This window comes from Streptomyces sp. NBC_01775, assembly GCF_035917675.1.
Classification (GTDB): Bacteria; Actinomycetota; Actinomycetes; order Streptomycetales; family Streptomycetaceae; genus Streptomyces.
Map to the genome: position 1 here is coordinate 3,681,968 of NZ_CP109104.1, position 15,618 is coordinate 3,697,585.

13 protein-coding genes are annotated in these 15,618 nt (G+C 73.0%); 7 read left to right on the forward strand and 6 right to left on the reverse strand.

The window, feature by feature from the left end; all coding sequences use genetic code 11:
- Positions 1-50 precede the first annotated feature (50 nt).
- The gene (locus OHB04_RS16355) at positions 51-1,301 is read left to right on the forward strand and encodes an acyl-CoA thioesterase/bile acid-CoA:amino acid N-acyltransferase family protein (protein WP_326688427.1); all 1,251 of its coding nucleotides are present in this window, start codon (positions 51-53) and stop codon (positions 1,299-1,301) included.
- A gap of 54 nt (positions 1,302-1,355) precedes the next feature.
- On the forward strand, positions 1,356-1,901 hold the full coding sequence (locus OHB04_RS16360; protein ID WP_326688428.1) for a GNAT family N-acetyltransferase: 546 nt from the start codon (positions 1,356-1,358) through the stop codon (positions 1,899-1,901).
- 30 nt (positions 1,902-1,931) lie between these two features.
- Here the strand turns inward: OHB04_RS16360 and OHB04_RS16365 are convergent, their stop codons facing one another.
- Positions 1,932-4,532, reverse strand: a complete 2,601-nt coding sequence (locus OHB04_RS16365; RefSeq protein WP_326807703.1) for an MMPL family transporter — start codon at positions 4,530-4,532, stop codon at positions 1,932-1,934.
- Between the two features lie 169 nt (positions 4,533-4,701).
- Here OHB04_RS16365 and OHB04_RS16370 point away from each other — a divergent pair, with 169 nt between their 5' ends.
- The 4 genes from OHB04_RS16370 to OHB04_RS16385 all read left to right on the forward strand — a co-directional run bounded on the left by OHB04_RS16370 (position 4,702) and on the right by OHB04_RS16385 (position 9,001).
- Complete coding sequence (locus tag OHB04_RS16370) at positions 4,702-5,583, forward strand: response regulator transcription factor (RefSeq protein ID WP_326688430.1); 882 nt, start codon at positions 4,702-4,704, stop codon at positions 5,581-5,583.
- Positions 5,580-7,157, forward strand: a complete 1,578-nt coding sequence (locus OHB04_RS16375; RefSeq protein ID WP_326688431.1) for a sensor histidine kinase — start codon at positions 5,580-5,582, stop codon at positions 7,155-7,157. Before OHB04_RS16370 ends, OHB04_RS16375 begins: the two co-directional genes overlap by 4 nt.
- Positions 7,158-7,262: 105 nt before the next feature.
- Positions 7,263-7,919 (forward strand): RNA polymerase sigma factor, encoded by a 657-nt coding sequence (locus OHB04_RS16380; RefSeq protein WP_326688432.1) that lies wholly within the window; start codon positions 7,263-7,265, stop codon positions 7,917-7,919.
- Entirely contained in the window at positions 7,916-9,001 is a 1,086-nt protein-coding gene (locus tag OHB04_RS16385) for a CU044_5270 family protein (RefSeq protein ID WP_326807704.1), read from the forward strand. The genes OHB04_RS16380 and OHB04_RS16385 overlap by 4 nt, the downstream gene beginning before the upstream one ends.
- Before the next feature lie 331 nt (positions 9,002-9,332).
- Here OHB04_RS16385 and OHB04_RS16390 read toward each other — a convergent pair whose 3' ends face one another.
- A complete protein-coding gene (locus OHB04_RS16390) occupies positions 9,333-10,802 on the reverse strand; it encodes a metallophosphoesterase (RefSeq protein WP_326688434.1) in 1,470 nt (489 codons plus the stop codon).
- A gap of 37 nt (positions 10,803-10,839) precedes the next feature.
- Positions 10,840-11,079: an SCO4848 family membrane protein gene (locus OHB04_RS16395; protein ID WP_326692769.1), complete on the reverse strand. Its 240-nt coding sequence runs from the start codon at positions 11,077-11,079 to the stop codon at positions 10,840-10,842.
- A 262-nt stretch (positions 11,080-11,341) separates the two neighbouring features.
- On the opposite strand from OHB04_RS16395, the gene OHB04_RS16400 reads away from it, so the two are divergent.
- Positions 11,342-12,631, forward strand: coding sequence for a D-alanyl-D-alanine carboxypeptidase family protein (locus OHB04_RS16400; RefSeq protein WP_326688435.1), 1,290 nt, complete (start codon positions 11,342-11,344; stop codon positions 12,629-12,631).
- On the opposite strand, the gene OHB04_RS16405 is transcribed toward OHB04_RS16400, so the two are convergent.
- From OHB04_RS16405 to trpS, 3 genes are all read right to left on the reverse strand, one after another.
- Entirely contained in the window at positions 12,537-13,514 is a 978-nt protein-coding gene (locus tag OHB04_RS16405) for a YihY/virulence factor BrkB family protein (protein WP_326807705.1), read from the reverse strand. The genes OHB04_RS16400 and OHB04_RS16405 overlap by 95 nt on opposite strands.
- 80 nt (positions 13,515-13,594) lie before the next feature.
- Positions 13,595-14,293 (reverse strand): 2'-5' RNA ligase family protein, encoded by a 699-nt coding sequence (locus OHB04_RS16410; protein ID WP_326688437.1) that lies wholly within the window; start codon positions 14,291-14,293, stop codon positions 13,595-13,597.
- Between the two features lie 123 nt (positions 14,294-14,416).
- The gene (gene trpS, locus OHB04_RS16415; RefSeq protein ID WP_326688438.1) at positions 14,417-15,430 is read right to left on the reverse strand and encodes a tryptophan--tRNA ligase; all 1,014 of its coding nucleotides are present in this window, start codon (positions 15,428-15,430) and stop codon (positions 14,417-14,419) included.
- Positions 15,431-15,618: the final 188 nt, after the last annotated feature.

Genomic DNA, 15,618 nt, shown 5'->3' on the forward strand with positions numbered 1-15,618 from the left:
CTCCCCCCGGGGGGCAAGGCGGCGGGTGGGTGGGTCGTATCGTGCGGAGGATGGGACGTTTGCGAATGGTGCGGGCCGTGGCCGTGGGGATCGTGGTGGCCGTCGGGGTGAGCGGCTGCGCCGACAGCGGCGACGGCCCGGCGAAGCCGGTCGGGAAGCACGGGGCGCGGCTGACGGCGGATCGCACCACCGCGTTGGCGGACGAGCAGGTCGAGGCGAAACTGTCGGGGCTGGGCGCGCGCACGCGCGTGAGCGTCGACGCGCGGGCGACCGACCGCGACGGCCACGCGTGGACGTCGCGGCTGGCGCGCACAGCGGACCGCAAGGGCCGGGTCGACATGACGAAGGACACGGCGCGGCTGATGTCCGGTATGCGGCCCACCGGCGGGCGCGCGGCGAAGCTGCGGGGGACGGGCACGACGTTCTCGTACCATCCGGGCCCGCCCGGCACCCAGCGCGCCTACACGGTGCGGCTCACAGCCACCGCGCGCAGCGGCAAGCACAAGGGCGAGCGCCTCGCGGCCCGTACCCTCACCCGCGAGTGGCTCACCAAGGGCACCACGCACCGCAAGCTGACCGTCGCCAAGGACAAGGTGGCGGGTGATCTGTATCTGCCCGCCAAGGGAGCGGGCCGCAAGAAGGCGCCCGTGCTGGTGTTCGGCGGCTCCGAGGGCGGCAACGCGGGCACCTACACCGCCGCGCTGCTCGCCTCGCACGGGCATCCGGCGATGTCGCTGTGCTACTTCCGCTGCGGGGCCGGTTCGGGCCGTCCGAACGCCATCGACATGATCGACCTGGACTACTTCACCCGCGCGGGCCGCCTCCTGCGCGAGCAGGACGGCGCCGATCCGTCGCGGCTGACGGTGATGGGCAACTCGCGCGGCAGCGAGGCGGCCCAGCTGCTGGGCCAGCGCCGCCCGTCGGTGTTCCGCGACGTGGTGGCGTACGCGCCGTCGTCGAAGGTCAACGGCCCCTACCTCGCGGGCAGTGTCGCCTGGGCCGATCACGGCAAGCCCGTGCCGACGGGGCCGATCCCGCTGGACAAGGTGCGCGGCACCGTGCTGGCCGTGGCGGGCGGCAACGACAAGATGTGGGGCTCGGCGGCCTCCGCGAACGACATGGCAGCGCACGGCGCGAAGAAGCTGGTCTATCCGGACGCGGGCCACCACGTGAACTGGTTCCCGCTCGGGCAGCCCGGCGAGGAGGGCGGCCAAAACGGTGCGGTGGCGCCGACCGCCGAGGCCGACCAGGCGGCCCGCGCCGACTCCTGGCCGAAGGTCCTCAAGCTGCTCGAGGGGTAGGTGCCCGGGGAAAGGCGTGGGCGCGGGAGCCGCACGGCTGCTTGGATGTGGCCCATGCATACCGACCCCCGGCTCCGTGCCGACACCCACCCCGGCGTCGCGCTGATACGCGACCGGACCGAGGGCGATCTCGACGCCTGCGCGCACCTGCTCGCCGACGTGCACGCCGACGACGGCTATCCCGTCAACTGGCCCCCGCGCCCCGCCGACTGGCTCGCGCCCGCGGGGGCGCTCGGGGCGTGGGTCGCGGAGTGGTCGGGGCAGGTCATGGGACATGTCACCCTCTGTCCCGGTACGCCCGGCGACGTGGCGGCCGGGCTGTGGAGCAGCCGGGCGGCCGGTGCGCCGGAGCGCGCGGCGGTCGTCAGCAGACTGTTCGTCCCGCCCGCCGCGCGCGGCCACGGGCTGGGGACGCTGCTGCTGACGCGCGCCGTACGGGAGGCCACGGGGCGGGGGCTGCACCCCGTGCTGGAGGTGGCGGCCTCCGACACCGCGGCGACCGCCCTGTACGAACGCCAGGGCTGGCAGCGGCTGGCCACCCTCGACCAGGACTGGGGCGCGGCGCGGCCGGTCACCGTCCACTGTTACGCGCACCCGTAGACGCCCGGCGCCCGTGCCGTCCCCGCCACCTCACTCTTGGGGTGGGGCCACCTGGAGATCCAGCCGGTAGGGGGCGTCGCTGATGAGGACGCTGCGGCTGGTGGCGCCCAGCGCGGCGGTGGTGACGACGACGATGTAGGCGCCGCTGCCGGGCGCCGGCAGCTCGTACTCGCCGGTCGCGGAGGACCGGGTGCGGGCGAGCTGGAGGCCGCCCGCTGAGACGAGCGTGAGCTGGGCGCCCGCGACAGATGCGCCGTCCACGTCGCGCACGGTGCCGCGTACCCGCGTACCGTCCTGCCGTGGGCGCGGCAGTGCGCGGCGCGGGGCGGCACCGGTGTGCGTCCCCGGCGCAGCCCGTACCAGCTCGCGGTCGTCGGCGTCGTCGGGGTCCCGCTCGGTGGGAGCCTCCGGCGAAGGTGACGGCTGCGGCCCGCTCCCCGCGCGTACGTCCTTGTCCGGCGGGTCCACCGCCAGGTGCGGCAGCCCGCGGTCCAGCCAGCCGGGCAGCCACCAGTTGGCGCGGCCGAGGAGGAACATCAGCGCGGGCACCAGCACCGTGCGCAGGATGAACGCGTCCAGCGCGACGGCGCCCGCGAGACCGACCCCGGCCATGGCGCCGGCCGGGTCGCCGCTGAGCGCGAAGGCGGCGAAGACGCAGATCATGATGAGCGCCGCCGAGTTGATGACGCGGCTGGTGTCGGCGAGCCCCGCGCGTACGGCGCGCCCGTTGTCGCGGGTGTGGGTCCACTCCTCGTGCATACGGCTCACCAGGAACACCTGGTAGTCCATGGACAGGCCGAACAGCAGCGGCAGCATGATGACCGGCAGGAAGGAGATGATCGGCCCCTCCTTCCCGAGCGCGAGCAGGTCGATGCCCCAGCCCCACTGGAAGACGGCCACCAGCAGCCCGAACGAGGCCCCCGCCGCGATCAGGTTCATCAGTGCCGCCGTCAGCGGGACGACGAGGCTGCGGAAGGCCATGAGCAGCAGCAGCGCCCCGAGCGCGACGATGACGGTGACGAACAGCGGCAGTTTGCCGGAGATCACCGAGGCGAAGTCCTTCTGGCCGGCGGTCGCTCCGCCCACGTCCACCCGCAGCGCGCTGCCCCGTTCGGCGTCGGGCACGGTGCGCTCGCGGAGGGTGTCGATGAGCCGGTCGGTCGCCTCGGACTGCGGCGAGGTGGTCGGCACGACCTGCGCCACGGCCGTCTTCCCGCCGCGCGGTACCGGCAGCGACTCGACCCGGGCGACGCCCTTCATGTCCGCCACCCGGTCGGTCAGCCGGGCGAAGGCACGGCGCTCCGCCTCGCCGCCGCCACCGGTTCCCTCACCGTCGGCACCGCTCGCGCCCGCGACGTCGCCGACCAGCAGCAGGGGCCCGTTGACGCCGGGTCCGAAGCCGTCGGCGAGCAGGTCGTATGCCTTACGGGTGGTCAGCGAAGTGGGCGCGTTGCCCTGGTCGTTGGCGCCCAGACGAAGCGACAGCGCGGGCACCGCCAGGGCGGCCAGCACGACGACGGCCACCAGCGCGAGCGCCCTCGGGCGGCGCTCCAGGACGCCGGCCCAGCGCAGGGCGAGACCGCTCGTGCGCCCGTCGGCGTCGCCCGCGTCGAGCCGTCGCCGCTCGCGGCGGCTGAGGGCGCGCGGGCCGAGGAAGCCGAGCATCGCGGGCAGCAGCGTGGTGGCGGCCAGGACGCTGAGCACCGTGGTGAGGACGGTGGCCAGCGCGATCCCGTTCAACAGGTCCAGGCGCAGGGTGAACATGGCCAACAGCGCCACGCACACGGTGCCGCCGGCGAACAGCACGGCCCGCCCGGAGGTGTCCATGGCGCGTACCGCGGCGGCGTCCGGGGCCAGTCCGGCCTTGAGGCCCCTGCGGTGCCGGGTGACGATGAACAGCGCGTAGTCGATGCCGACGCCCAGCCCGATCAGCGAGCCCAGCAGCGGCGCCGCCTCCGGCAGGTCCATGACGTTGCTGAGCAGCAGGAGTCCGGCCATGCCGGTGCCGACCGCGAAGACCGCGTTCAGCAGCGGCAGCAGCATCGCGAAGAACGACCCGAAGGCCAGCAGCAGTACGACGGCCGCCGCGAGGATGCCGACGCCCTCGGCGAGCCCGCTGGGCGGCTGCTGCGTCTGCTCGACGGCCTGTCCGCCCAGCTCCACCTGGAGGCCGTCCGCGCGGGCCCGTTCGGCGCGCTCCACGACGCTCTCGACGTTGGCCTTGTCCAGCTCGAACACCGGCTCGGTGAAGGTCACTTCGGCGTAGGCGGTCCTGCCGTCCTCGCTGACGCGCGCGGCGCCGCCCTTGCCGTAGGGGCCGGCGACGGTGCCGACCTGGTCGACGTCGGCGATGTCGGCGAGTGCGGCCGTCATCCGCCGCCGAGTCTCCGCGTCCCTGACGGTGCCGTCCGTCACCCGCCACACGACGGTGTCGGTGTCGCCGGCGAGGGCCGGGAAGGCGTCGCGCATCGACTCCTGCGCGCGGGTGGACTCGGTCCCGGGGAGGCTGAAGTTGTTCGCGTAGTCGCTGCCCAGCGCTCCGCCCGCGGCCCCGGTGCCGAAGAGCGCCACCAGCCACAGCCCGAGCACCGCCCACCGGTGCCGCAGACACCATTTCGCCAACGCGGCCATGACGCCCCCTGCTTCCCTCGCGTGTCTTTCCCGGACGGGGTCCAGCGTTCGCGGGTTGGTCACGCGGCGGGCGCCTCGGAGGCGGACTCTCAGGTGCTCCCCCGCCGACTCTCAGGAAGCTCCCAGCCTTCCCCCGGGAATCCTCCGATCCGGCGCGGATACTGGTGTCATGACGCGCCAGCCTCTCCACCCGCCCGCCTACGCACCGGCCGGCCACGTACCGGCCGGCCACGTACCGGCCGCCGACTCCGCGCCCAAGGCCGCCCGGGTCCTGGTCGTCGAGGACGAGCCGTCCATCGCCGACGTCCTGGCGATCACCCTGCGCTTCCACGGCTTCGAGGTGGTGACCGCCTCGGGAGCCCAGGCGGCCGTGACGGCGGCCCGCGAGGAGCGCCCGGACGCGGTGTTGCTGGACATAGCCCTGCCCGACGGCGACGGGCGGCAGGTGTGCCGGGTACTGCGGGCCGAACGGGGCGATCTGGCCGTGGTGTTCCTGACCGCGAAGGACGCCCCGGCCGAGGTCGTCCAGGGGCTCACGCTGGGCGGCGACGACTACATCACCAAGCCGTTCAACGTGGACGAGGTCGTGGCCAGATTGCGTGCCGTACTGCGGCGTACCGCGCGCGGCTCCGCGGCCGATGCGGGCGGAGCGCCACCAGCGCCGCGCCCGCCGGTGCTGCGCTACGGCGATCTGGAGCTGGACGAGGCGACGTACACCGTGCGGCGCGGCGGGCGCGACGCGGACCTGACGCCGACGGAGTTCGCGCTGCTGCGCCATCTGGTGCGGCACGGGGACCGGATCGTGCCCAAGGAGCAGCTCCTGAAGCAGGTGTGGCGCTACGAGCACCCGGTGGAGTCCACCGTCGTGGAGACCTACATCAGCTATCTGCGCCGGAAGCTGGCCCGGCTCGGGCCGCCGCTGATCCGCACCCGGCGCGGCGTGGGCTACGGCCTGCGCCCGCCGGAGCCGCAGTCCCCACCGGAGCCGCAACGGGAGCGGGAGCCGCATCCGGAGCCGGGGCCGGGGCCCGCGCCGGAAGGCCCGGCGTGAGGTTCCCGGTCCTGCGGCGGCCCGCCTCGCTGCGCGCCAAGATGACGCTCAACAGCATCGCCATGCTGGCCGTCGGCCTCGTCGTCGCCACCTGCATCAGCCTGATGGGCGTCAAGCACTATCTCGTCTCCTCCGTCGACAGCCGGCTGGCCTCCAGCAAGCAGGGCCTGGAGCGCTCCGGGGTCACCATGCGGGACATCTCGGCGCTGGCCCGCTTCACCGGCATGGACCGGATGCTCAACTCGGACGCCGCCCGGGCCGCCAACCACAGCAGCAACGTCTTCGTGCCCGTCGACGCCCGGGGACGCCCGCAGGAGCTGTTCGGCCAGACGCCCAGCGGGGCCCAGCGCGCGCTGGCCGAGGCCGTGCCCCGCCCCGCCCGGCAGGCCGAGGGCGGGGAGCCGGTGGACGTCGATGCCGTGCACGGCACCCCCTACCGCGCCACCGCCGTCCGGCTCTCGGACGGGCAGCTGGTGGTGATGGCGACGGAGGTGGGCGCCGCCGGGGAGATCATGCACAAGGTCATCCGGCTCGAACTCGTCGTCGGCGTCGCGCTGATGGCGGTGCTGGGCACCGCGATGTTCATCGGCTCGCGGCGGCGGCTGCGCCCCATGGAGGACATGGTGGAGGCCGCCTCCGCCATCGCCGAGGGCAGCGGGCCCGGGGAGGACGGCGGGCCGGGGCGGCTGGACCTGTCGCGGCGGGTGGCCTCCCGGGAGAAGCACCGGCACCACCAGGTGCAAGAGGTCGAGCGGCTGCGGCTGGCGCTCAACGCGATGCTGCACCAGGTCGAGGCCGCCTTCCTCACGCGCGAGCACGCGGCGGCGCACCTGCGCCGCTTCGTCGCGGACGCCTCCCACGAGCTGCGCACCCCGCTCTCGGCGATCCGCGGCTACCTCCAGCTCTACGAGCGGGGCATGCTCTCCGACGGGGAGGAGCGGGCGCGTGCCCTGGCCCGGATGACGGGCGAGACGGAGCGGATGGCACGGCTGGTGGACGAGCTGCTGGCGCTGGCCAGGCTGGATCAGCGGCCCGAGCTGCGGCCGGTGCCGGTGGATGTGGGTCGGCTCGCGGAGGAGGCCCTCGCGGACCTGACGTTGCAGCAGCCGGAGCGCCCGGTGGCGCTGGAGCTTCCCGCCGAGCCGTGTGTGGCGCTCGCGGACGAGGCGACGCTGCGGCAGGTCGTCGGCAACCTGGTGGCCAACGTCCGCGTCCACACGCCCCCTTCGGCCGCGGTGCGGGTCGAGGTCACCACCGAGGCGAGCGGTGGCGAGGCGGTCGACGGGGAGGAGGGCGGCGCGGAGAGCTGTCACCAGGTGTGTGTGCTGCGGGTCGGCGACGACGGGCCGGGGATGTCCCCCGAGGACGCCGAGCGGGTCTTCGACCGGTTCTTCCGCACGGGCGCCGCCGGGACGGAGGGCAGCGGGCTGGGCATGTCGGTGGTCAAGGCGGGCGTGGAGGCCCAGCACGGCACCGTCACCGTGACGACAGCGCCCGGCGCCGGCCTGACGGTGACCATCGCCCTCCCGGCCGCGTCCCGGCACCCCCCGCCGGTGGCCCACCTGGCCGGCTAGGGCCTGCATCGAAAGTTCGGTTCGAGTCCAGTTTCAGCGCGCCTCCACCCAGGAACCGTGGCGCACGTCACAGGAACCCGCCGGGCCGGTCGGACAATACTCCACGTGACTGATTCAACCCACTCCCGTCTCCGCGAAGGTGACCCGGCCGCGCTCGCCGAGGCGTTCCGGGAGCACGCGGACGCCGTGTACCGCCATGCTCTGTGGTCCACGGGCAACTGGGCCACGGCCGAGGACATCGTCTCCCTCACCTACCTGGAGGCGTGGTGCTCGCGCGAGCGGCTGCGCCCGGAGGAGACCGGCAGTCTGCGCCCGTGGCTGCTGGGCATCGCCACCAATGTCCTGCGCAACACGGCACGTTCGGCCCGGCGGCACCGAAAGGCCCTGGCCCGGATGCCACGCTCGGACATCGTCCCGAACTTCGCCGACGAGGTAGCCGGGCGGTTGGCGGACGCCGAACAGCTGGCGGCGGCCATGGCGGCGCTGGAGGGGCTGCGGCGCGCCGAGCGCGAGGTGTTCACCCTGTGCGTCTGGGGTGGGCTGGACTACGCGTCCGCCGCCGAGGCCCTGGGCATACCCGTCGGCACCGTGCGCTCCCGGCTGTCCCGCGCCCGCGCCAAGCTGCGCGACTCCGTGGGGCACCCGGCCACCCGGCGCGACGACACACAGCGCGCACCCGGTCGGGAACTCCCCGGAGGCAGCGGACAGATACAGCGCGTAGACCGCATTCCGGCTCGAACCACCCAGGAGAACCCCGCATGAACGCCCTGTTCCGGAACCGTTCCGGCGCCGCCACCCCGTCCTCCCGTCCGGCGGACCCCGCCCACGAGGAGGAGACCCGGGAGCGGCAGGAGGCCCGCGACCGCACCGAGCTCGCCGCACTGCGTGAGATGGTCCCGCCGCCCGCCGCCCCCCGGCTCTCGTCCACCCGTCACGCGGAGCTCGAAGCACACCTGATGAACGAGATCAACGACACGGCCGCCACATCCGACGCCGCGAAGTCCACGAAGTCCGCCAAGTCCCGCTCCGCCGCCCGCCGCTCCCCGGCCTTCGGCTGGCTGACGCCCGGCCGGTCGATGTCACTCGGGGCGGCTGCCGCCGTCGTCGCGGCGACCATGACGGGGCTCGCCGTCACCGGCAGCAGCGGCCAGACGGCCGTCGCCGCGCCCGCCCCGCTCAAGGTGGAGAGCTCCCGGGCCACCGTGCCGCTCGCCACCGTCGCGAAGCGGGCCGCCGCCCTCGCCGACTCCCCCGGCGCCGCGCACCGCGGAACCCACCGCCGGGAGTGGGCACTGGGGATGTGGGACGACGGCAAGCACAAGCCGAAGCAGATGCCGGTGGTCGAGACCCGCGCCCGCTACAACGCCGACGGCAGCGGTGAGGCGCAGGACATCAAGGACGGCCGGGTCGTCCACCGCAAGCACCTGCCCGCAGGGTCGTGGGAGAAGTTCGCCGACTTCCGGAACACGCCGCCGACCACCGTCGGCGGCCTCGACGACTACCTGGCGAAGGAGAGCCCCGACACCCGCGGCAGCGCGTACTGGACGATGGACTCCGTGGAGGCGCTGCTGCGCGAGTGGACGCCCGGCCCCGCCCAGACGGCCGCGATCGACGGCCTGCTCGCCAAGCGGTCCGGCCTGCGTGCCCTCGGTCCCGTCAAGGACCGTGCGGGGCGCCAAGGCCAGGCGTACGGCGTGGACTTCAAGGGGACGGTGCGATGGACGATCATCCTCGACGAGCACACCGGACGCATCCTGGGCACGGAGCTCTCCAGCATCAAGACCGACCCGAAGATGCAGCTCAAGCCCGGTGACGTCGAGCAGTACAACACCTACCTGGACTGAGGCCGCCCGTCTGGTCACAGCCAGAGCCGCCCCCGGGTCCCGCACGTCACACCGCGGAGCCCGGGGGCTTTCGCCGCCGGTGACGACAGCGCACGGCGCCGGCCTGACGGTGACCATCGCCCTCCCGGCCGCCCCGCACCCGGGCCCCGAAGGGGCGCGATGCTGAGTCATCCATGCGGCTCCGCCGCGTGGGCGCGACCAGCCCAGAACCCACCCGCACCCCGCACAGCACACCCAGGGGCAGCCCCCGCCGCTCGGCACCAGGAAAGAGGGCAACAGAAAGCTCCGCCCGACAGGCTGTAGGCCCGCTGCCAGGCGGCGCGGCAGCGACTCAGCTCTGCTTGCTGGCCAGGTGGACGAGGGTGACGTCGGACTCGGCCCCCACGCGCACCGGCGGGCCCCAGGCGCCCGCGCCCCGGGTGACGTAGAGCTGGGTGTCGCCGTACTTCTCCAGCCCCGCGACGGTCGGGTTGGCCAGCCCGGCGAGGTAGGGGCCCGGCCACAGCTGGCCGCCGTGGGTGTGACCGGAGAGCTGGAGGTCGACGTCGTGGTCGACGGCCTCGTGGATCATCACGGGCTGATGCGCCATCAGCACGGCGGCCCGGGAGGTGTCGCGGTCGCCGAGCGCCTTGCGGTAGTCGGGGCCCTCGCCCTGGTCCTCGCCCGCGAGGTCGTTGACCCCGGCGAGGTCGAAGCCGGGCAGCTCGCGGCGCGCGTTCTCCAGCGGGTGCACGTTCAGCTCGCGCAGGTGCTCGACCCACTCGTGCGCGTCCCCGAAGTACTCGTGGTTGCCGGTGACGAAGAACGAGCCGTGGCGGGAGCGCAGCTTCCGCAGCGGCTCGGCGGCCGGGCCCAGGTCGGCGACGCTGCCGTCGACCATGTCGCCGACGATGGTGACCAGGTCGGGCTGGGCACTGTTGATGGTGTCCACGATGCGCTGGGTGTGGGCCTTGCCGAGGACGGGGCCGAGGTGGATGTCGCTGACGACCGCGATCCGGTACCCGTGGGTACGGCGGCCCAGCTTGGCCAGCGGCACGGTGACGTTCTTGAGGGTGGGCCCGTTCAGCACGCTGTAGGCCCCGGCGGCGGTGGTGCCCAGCCCGGCGGCCCCGGCCGTGACGGCCAGGGTGCGCGCGAGGAACACCCGGCGGGTGGGCACGGGCCGGGAGAGCGGGGTGGTGCGGGCGGACGACGGTGCGGGGGCTGGCGCGGGCGCGGGCGCCGGGGCGGGGGGCGCCTCCGCTGTGACGGCACCGCCGCCACCGCCCGTGGCGGCCTCCCCCGCTGCCGGGGCCGCCTCGGTGGCCAGGGCGGCGGTCTCGCCGGCCGGTATGGAGGAGGCAAGGGCGGCCTCTGCCGCTGCCTCGATCTCCGACCCCGCTTCGGTCTCCGGCCCTGCGCCGGTCCCCGTCCCCGGCTCCGGGCCCGCCTCGGACGCGGCCTCGGACGCGGTCTTGGACGTGGCCGCCGCCCGCTCGCGCCCCCAGGCCGTGCGCCGGGTCACGAAGCGGATCAGCTCGCCCGCCAGCAGGGCCAGCGTCAGGTAGAGGACGCAGGCCAGCCACAGGAACCCGGGCCAGGCCAGCGCCTGCTTGAGAGCGAAGGGCGCCTCGGAGCGGCTGAGGATCAGGTTCGCGAAGGTGGTGACGGGCAACAGCACGGCGAGCACCGTCCCCAGGCGCCGCCACCGGCTCCCGGGCCGGGACACATCGCGCACGAAGCGCCGCCACATGTACAGGTGCGACCCCGCCAGCACACTGATCGCGACCACCGCGATCACTACGAACAGCACAGCTCCCATGGAGCGGTTCCTCCCCCTCGTTCCCGTCGGCCGGCGGTCAGTTCCCCCGGGCCGCCCGCAGCCCCCTGACGCCGATCAGGCCGATCGCCGTTCCCAGGAGGAACGAGGTGATGGCCAGCAGCAGATGGATCCAAAAGTAACCCGTCGGGTCACCGGCATCGTCGAACGCCAGCCCGCTGCTGTCCTTCCACAAGTTTTTGACAAACGTGATCCAGACGAACCAGGACCAGACCCCGAAAGCCAGGAGGAACCAGGACAGGGGCCGCGAAAGCACCAGGCCCTTGGGGCGGCGGGACGCGGTGTCAGGGGTGGCCTCTGCGGGGTCCTCAGCGGTGTCGTGCATGCCTTCAGTATGGTCCGGGCCTTTCGCCGGACAGGAGGCGGGGCTTCCGGGTGTGAGGGTGACGAAAAGGTGGCCCGGACGGCGGAGGGGCCGTTCCCCGGTAGGGAGCAAACGTTTCCCCCGACAGGCCCTGTGAAGGGCCCAAGTGGAGGGACTCCAGGTCCACATCCCGACGATGGGCCTGTACGTTCGCAGGGTGCCCAATTCTTCGCATTATTCAGACTGGTTCCGGGTCCCGCGCCGGGCCCGCACTCTTGCCGGACTCGCCTGCGCCTCCCTCACGCTCTCGCTGCTGGGCGCCTCCGGCGCGCAGGCCGACGACAAGAACCCCAGCGGCAAGGGCAAGCAGCCCCGGCCGCCCGCTCAGATGTCCACGGTCGGCGGAGCACAGCTCGGCCGCCCCGGTACACAGGTCACGCCGAAAGCGGGGGCGCCCAAGCTGCCCCCGAAGCTGTCGGCGCGCTCCTGGATCGTCTCCGACGCGGAGTCAGGCGACGTTCTGGCCTCGCACAACGCGCACTGGCGGCTGCCTCCGGCCAGCACGCTGAAGATGCTCTTCGCGGACACGGTCCTGCCCAAACTGCCCAAGACCCGCACCCACAAGGTCCGCACCTCCGACATGGCGGGCATGGGCGAGGGCAGCAGCCTGGTCGGGGTCAAGGAGGGCGAGTCGTACTCCGTGCGCGACCTGTGGCTCGGCGTCTTCCTGCGCTCGGGCAACGACGCGGTCCACGTGCTGGCGGCCATGAACGGCGGCAAGCCCAAGACGGTGTCGGAGATGAACGAGCACGCCCGCGGTATGCGCGCCAACGACACCCAGGTGGTCAGCCCCGACGGCTACGACCACAAGGGCCAGGTCTCCTCCGCCTACGACCTCTCGCTCTTCGCCCGCTCCGGGATGCAGAACGCCGACTTCCGCCGGTACGCCTCCACGGCCTCCGCGAAGTTCCCGGGCGCGACCGAGAAGAAGAAGGGCAAGAAGGGCGGCAAACGCGAGAGCTTCCAGATCCAGAACACCAACCGCCTGCTGACCGGCGACGTCGGCATCGAGCCCTACCCGGGCATCGCCGGGGTCAAGAACGGCTCGACGACCAACGCGGGCAACACCTTCACGGGCGTGGCCCAGCGCGGCAACCGCGTCCTGCTCGTCACCGTCATGCACCCGGAGGCGACCGAGCCGCACGGCGTCTACAAGGAGACGGCCAAGCTCCTGGACTGGGGCTTCGCGGCGGACGGGAAGGTCAAGCCGGTCGGCAAGCTGGTGGCGCCCGGCAGCCCGGACAGCGGTGCGGGCGCCGCGCACGGCAAGGGCCAGGCGGGCGGAGCCTCCGATGCCCACGCCGCCGGCCACTCCGACAAGCCCTCCGGCGGCGTCGGCGTAGCGGTCGGGATCACCGCCGGCGCTCTGGTGCTCCTGGCTCTGGTGGCATACGCGGTGCACCGTCGCTGGCCGCTTCCGGATCTGGCTCGTCGCCGCCGTCGATGAGCTCCTTGACCGGCTGCTCGTCCGGATCCCCGCCAGGTGCGGGGGCCGTGGCGGTCCAAGCGGCGCAGTAGAGCAGCAGCCTGGACATGAAGCTGATCCACAACAGCAGAGCGATGGGCACACCGAAGGCACCGTAGATGTTCTTGGCGGCTACCCCCTGGAGGTAGCCGCCGAGCAGCAGCTTCAGCAACTCGAAGCCGATGGCGCCCTGGAGGCAGGCGGCGAGGACGGCGCGGACGGGGGGCCGTACGCGCGGCAGGAGCGTGAGCACGTACCAGAGCATGACGAAGTCGGCGCCCACGCCGGCCCCGTAGCCCGCGATGCGCAGCAACACCGTGCCCACACCGCCCTCGTCGAGCCCCATCCGCTCGGCGACCCAGGTCACGGCGGTGGTCGCGAAGGCCGAGCCGCCGAAGGAAACCAGCCCGATGAGGCCCAGGCCGAGCAGGATGAACAGGTCGGTGGCCCCCCGGAGGAAGACGTTGCCGGGGTTCTCCTCCAGGTCCCACATCAGGCGCAGGCTCTCGCGCAGCGTCCCCACCCAGCTGGCGCCGGTGAGCAGCAGCGCGGCACCGGCGATGCCCCCGACGGTGCCGGCGTGATCGACGAGTGACTGGATCTTGAGCTGGTCCGCGATGCCCGGGACCTGCTCGACCAGCTCGTCCTGGAGCTTCTTCATCTGGTCGTTCGTCAGCAGCGTCGCCCCGACGGCGGCGCCCACGGCGATCATGGGGAACAGCGCGAGAAAACTGGAGAAGGTGATCGCGGCGGTCGGCCGCGACCACTTGCGGGCACTGAGGTGCTCGTAGATCCGCCAGAGGCGGGTGGTCGAGAACCATGTGATCCACGGCCCGACGAACGGCAGCCTGGTCAGTCTCTCCATCTATGCCACCTGCCCCGACACCGTGCTTCCAGCCCCTCGCGCACCCTACGGCGCGGAGGCGGCCCCGGCGGCGAAGGGCGCTACAGCGTGGCGGGCGGCCGGGAGACGGGGCGGCGCTGGGCCGGGGGCCGGCAGGCGGCGGGGACGGCGAGCGGGACGGGGGCGGCGGAGCCCTGGACGGCAGCGCCGGGGGCGGCGGAGCCGGGGGCAGCCGAGCCGGGGGCTGCGGTGCCCGCCGCGCCGTCGGCGTCCGCGAAGGAGAACTCCCGCTGGAGCCGCCACACCGCGTCCTCGCCCTGTTCGTAGAGCGCGAAGCCCGAGGCGGTCCACGCGCACTCGAAGTCCGCCAGCTCGGCGTAGGCCCGGTCCATCGCGGGCTCGGAGATGCCGTGGGCGACCGTCACATGCGGGTGGTACGGGAAGTGCAGCTCGCGCACCAGCGGCCCCTCGGGGTCGCGCACCCGCTCCTGGAGCCGGGAGCAGGCCGAGCCGCCCTCGGCGACCTGCACGAACACCACGGGTGACAGCGGCCGGAAGGTGCCGGTGCCCGACAGGCACACCGGGAAGGAGCGCCCGCCGAGCGCGACCCGCGCCAGATGGGCCTCGATCGCGGGGCGCGCGTCGGCGGCGACCTCGGTGGGGGGCAGCAGCGTGATGTGGGTGGGGATGCCATGGGCGGCGGTGTCGCCGAAGGAGGCCCGCCGTTCCTGGAGCAGTGTGCCGTACGGCTCCGGGACGGCGAGCGATACGCCGAGGGTGACGGTCGCTCCCGTGCCCATGTGCTCTCCCTTCCTGTGCCTGCCTGCTGTTCCTGTGCCTGCCTGCTGTCTGCCCGCGCCTGCCGGCTGCCGTCCCGGTGTCCTTCGCGCGGTGCGCCGCGTGGCGCGTGGTGCCTGGTGCGCTCAGCGCGGGCCGGGTACGAAGCCCACCTTGTCGTAGACCGTCTTCAGCGTCTCGGACGCGAGGGTCCTGGCCTTCTCCGCACCCTTGATCAGGATCGTGTCCAAGGTCGCGGGGTCGGCCAGATACTCCTGCGTCCGGGAGCGGAAAGGTGTTACCCAGTCGGTGACGATCTCGGCGAGATCGGTCTTGAGCGCACCGTAGCCCTTGCCCGCGTACTTCTCTTCCAGTTCCGTGATTCCGGTTCCGGTGAGTGTGGCGTAGATCGTCAACAGGTTGCTGACGCCGGGCTTCTTCTCGGCGTCGAAGCGGATGACGGTGTCCGTGTCGGTGACCGCGCTCTTGATCTTCTTGGCGGTGGTCTTCGGCTCGTCGAGCAGCTCGATGATGCCCTTCGGCGCGGAGGCCGACTTGCTCATCTTGACCGTCGGGTCCTGGAGGTCGAAGATCTTCGCGGTCTCCTTGAGGATGTACGCCTCGGGGACCGGGAAGGTGTCGCCGTAGCGGCTGTTGAAGCGCTCCGCGATGTTCCGCGTCAGCTCCAGGTGCTGGCGCTGGTCCTCGCCGACGGGGACCTGGTGGGCCCGGTAGACCAGGATGTCGGCGACCATCAGCGCCGGGTAGGTGAACAGGCCGACCGTGGTGTTGTCGGTGCCCTGCTTGGCCGACTTGTCCTTGAACTGCGTCATGCGCGCGGCCTCGCCGAAGCCGGTGAGGCACTCCACGACCCAGCTCAGCTGGGTGTGCTCGGGCACATGGCTCTGGAGGAAGACCGTGCAGCGCTCGGGGTCGAGGCCCGCGGCGAGCAGTTGGGCCGCGGCCAGGCGGGAGTTGTCCCGCAGCTCGGCCGGGTCCTTGGGGATCGTGATCGCGTGCAGGTCGACGACCATGTAGAAGGCGTCGTGGGTCTCCTGGAGCGCCACCCACTGGCGCACGGCGCCGAGGTAGTTGCCGAGGTGGAAAGAACCGGCGGTGGGCTGGATCCCGGACAGCACGCGAGGACGATCATTGGCCATGAGCCTTATTCTCTCAGGTCCTCCCAGCCGTCCGTCACCCGAATACGGGTGAGCTGCCGCACGGGTGTCGGGCGGGTCCTGTTTCCTGCGCACGGCCCTTATTTCCTGCGTACAACGGACGGCGGACGATAGAAAGGTGCGGCCCCAGCCGGGCAGGCACGCCGTTACGCATGAGGAACGGAGACCCC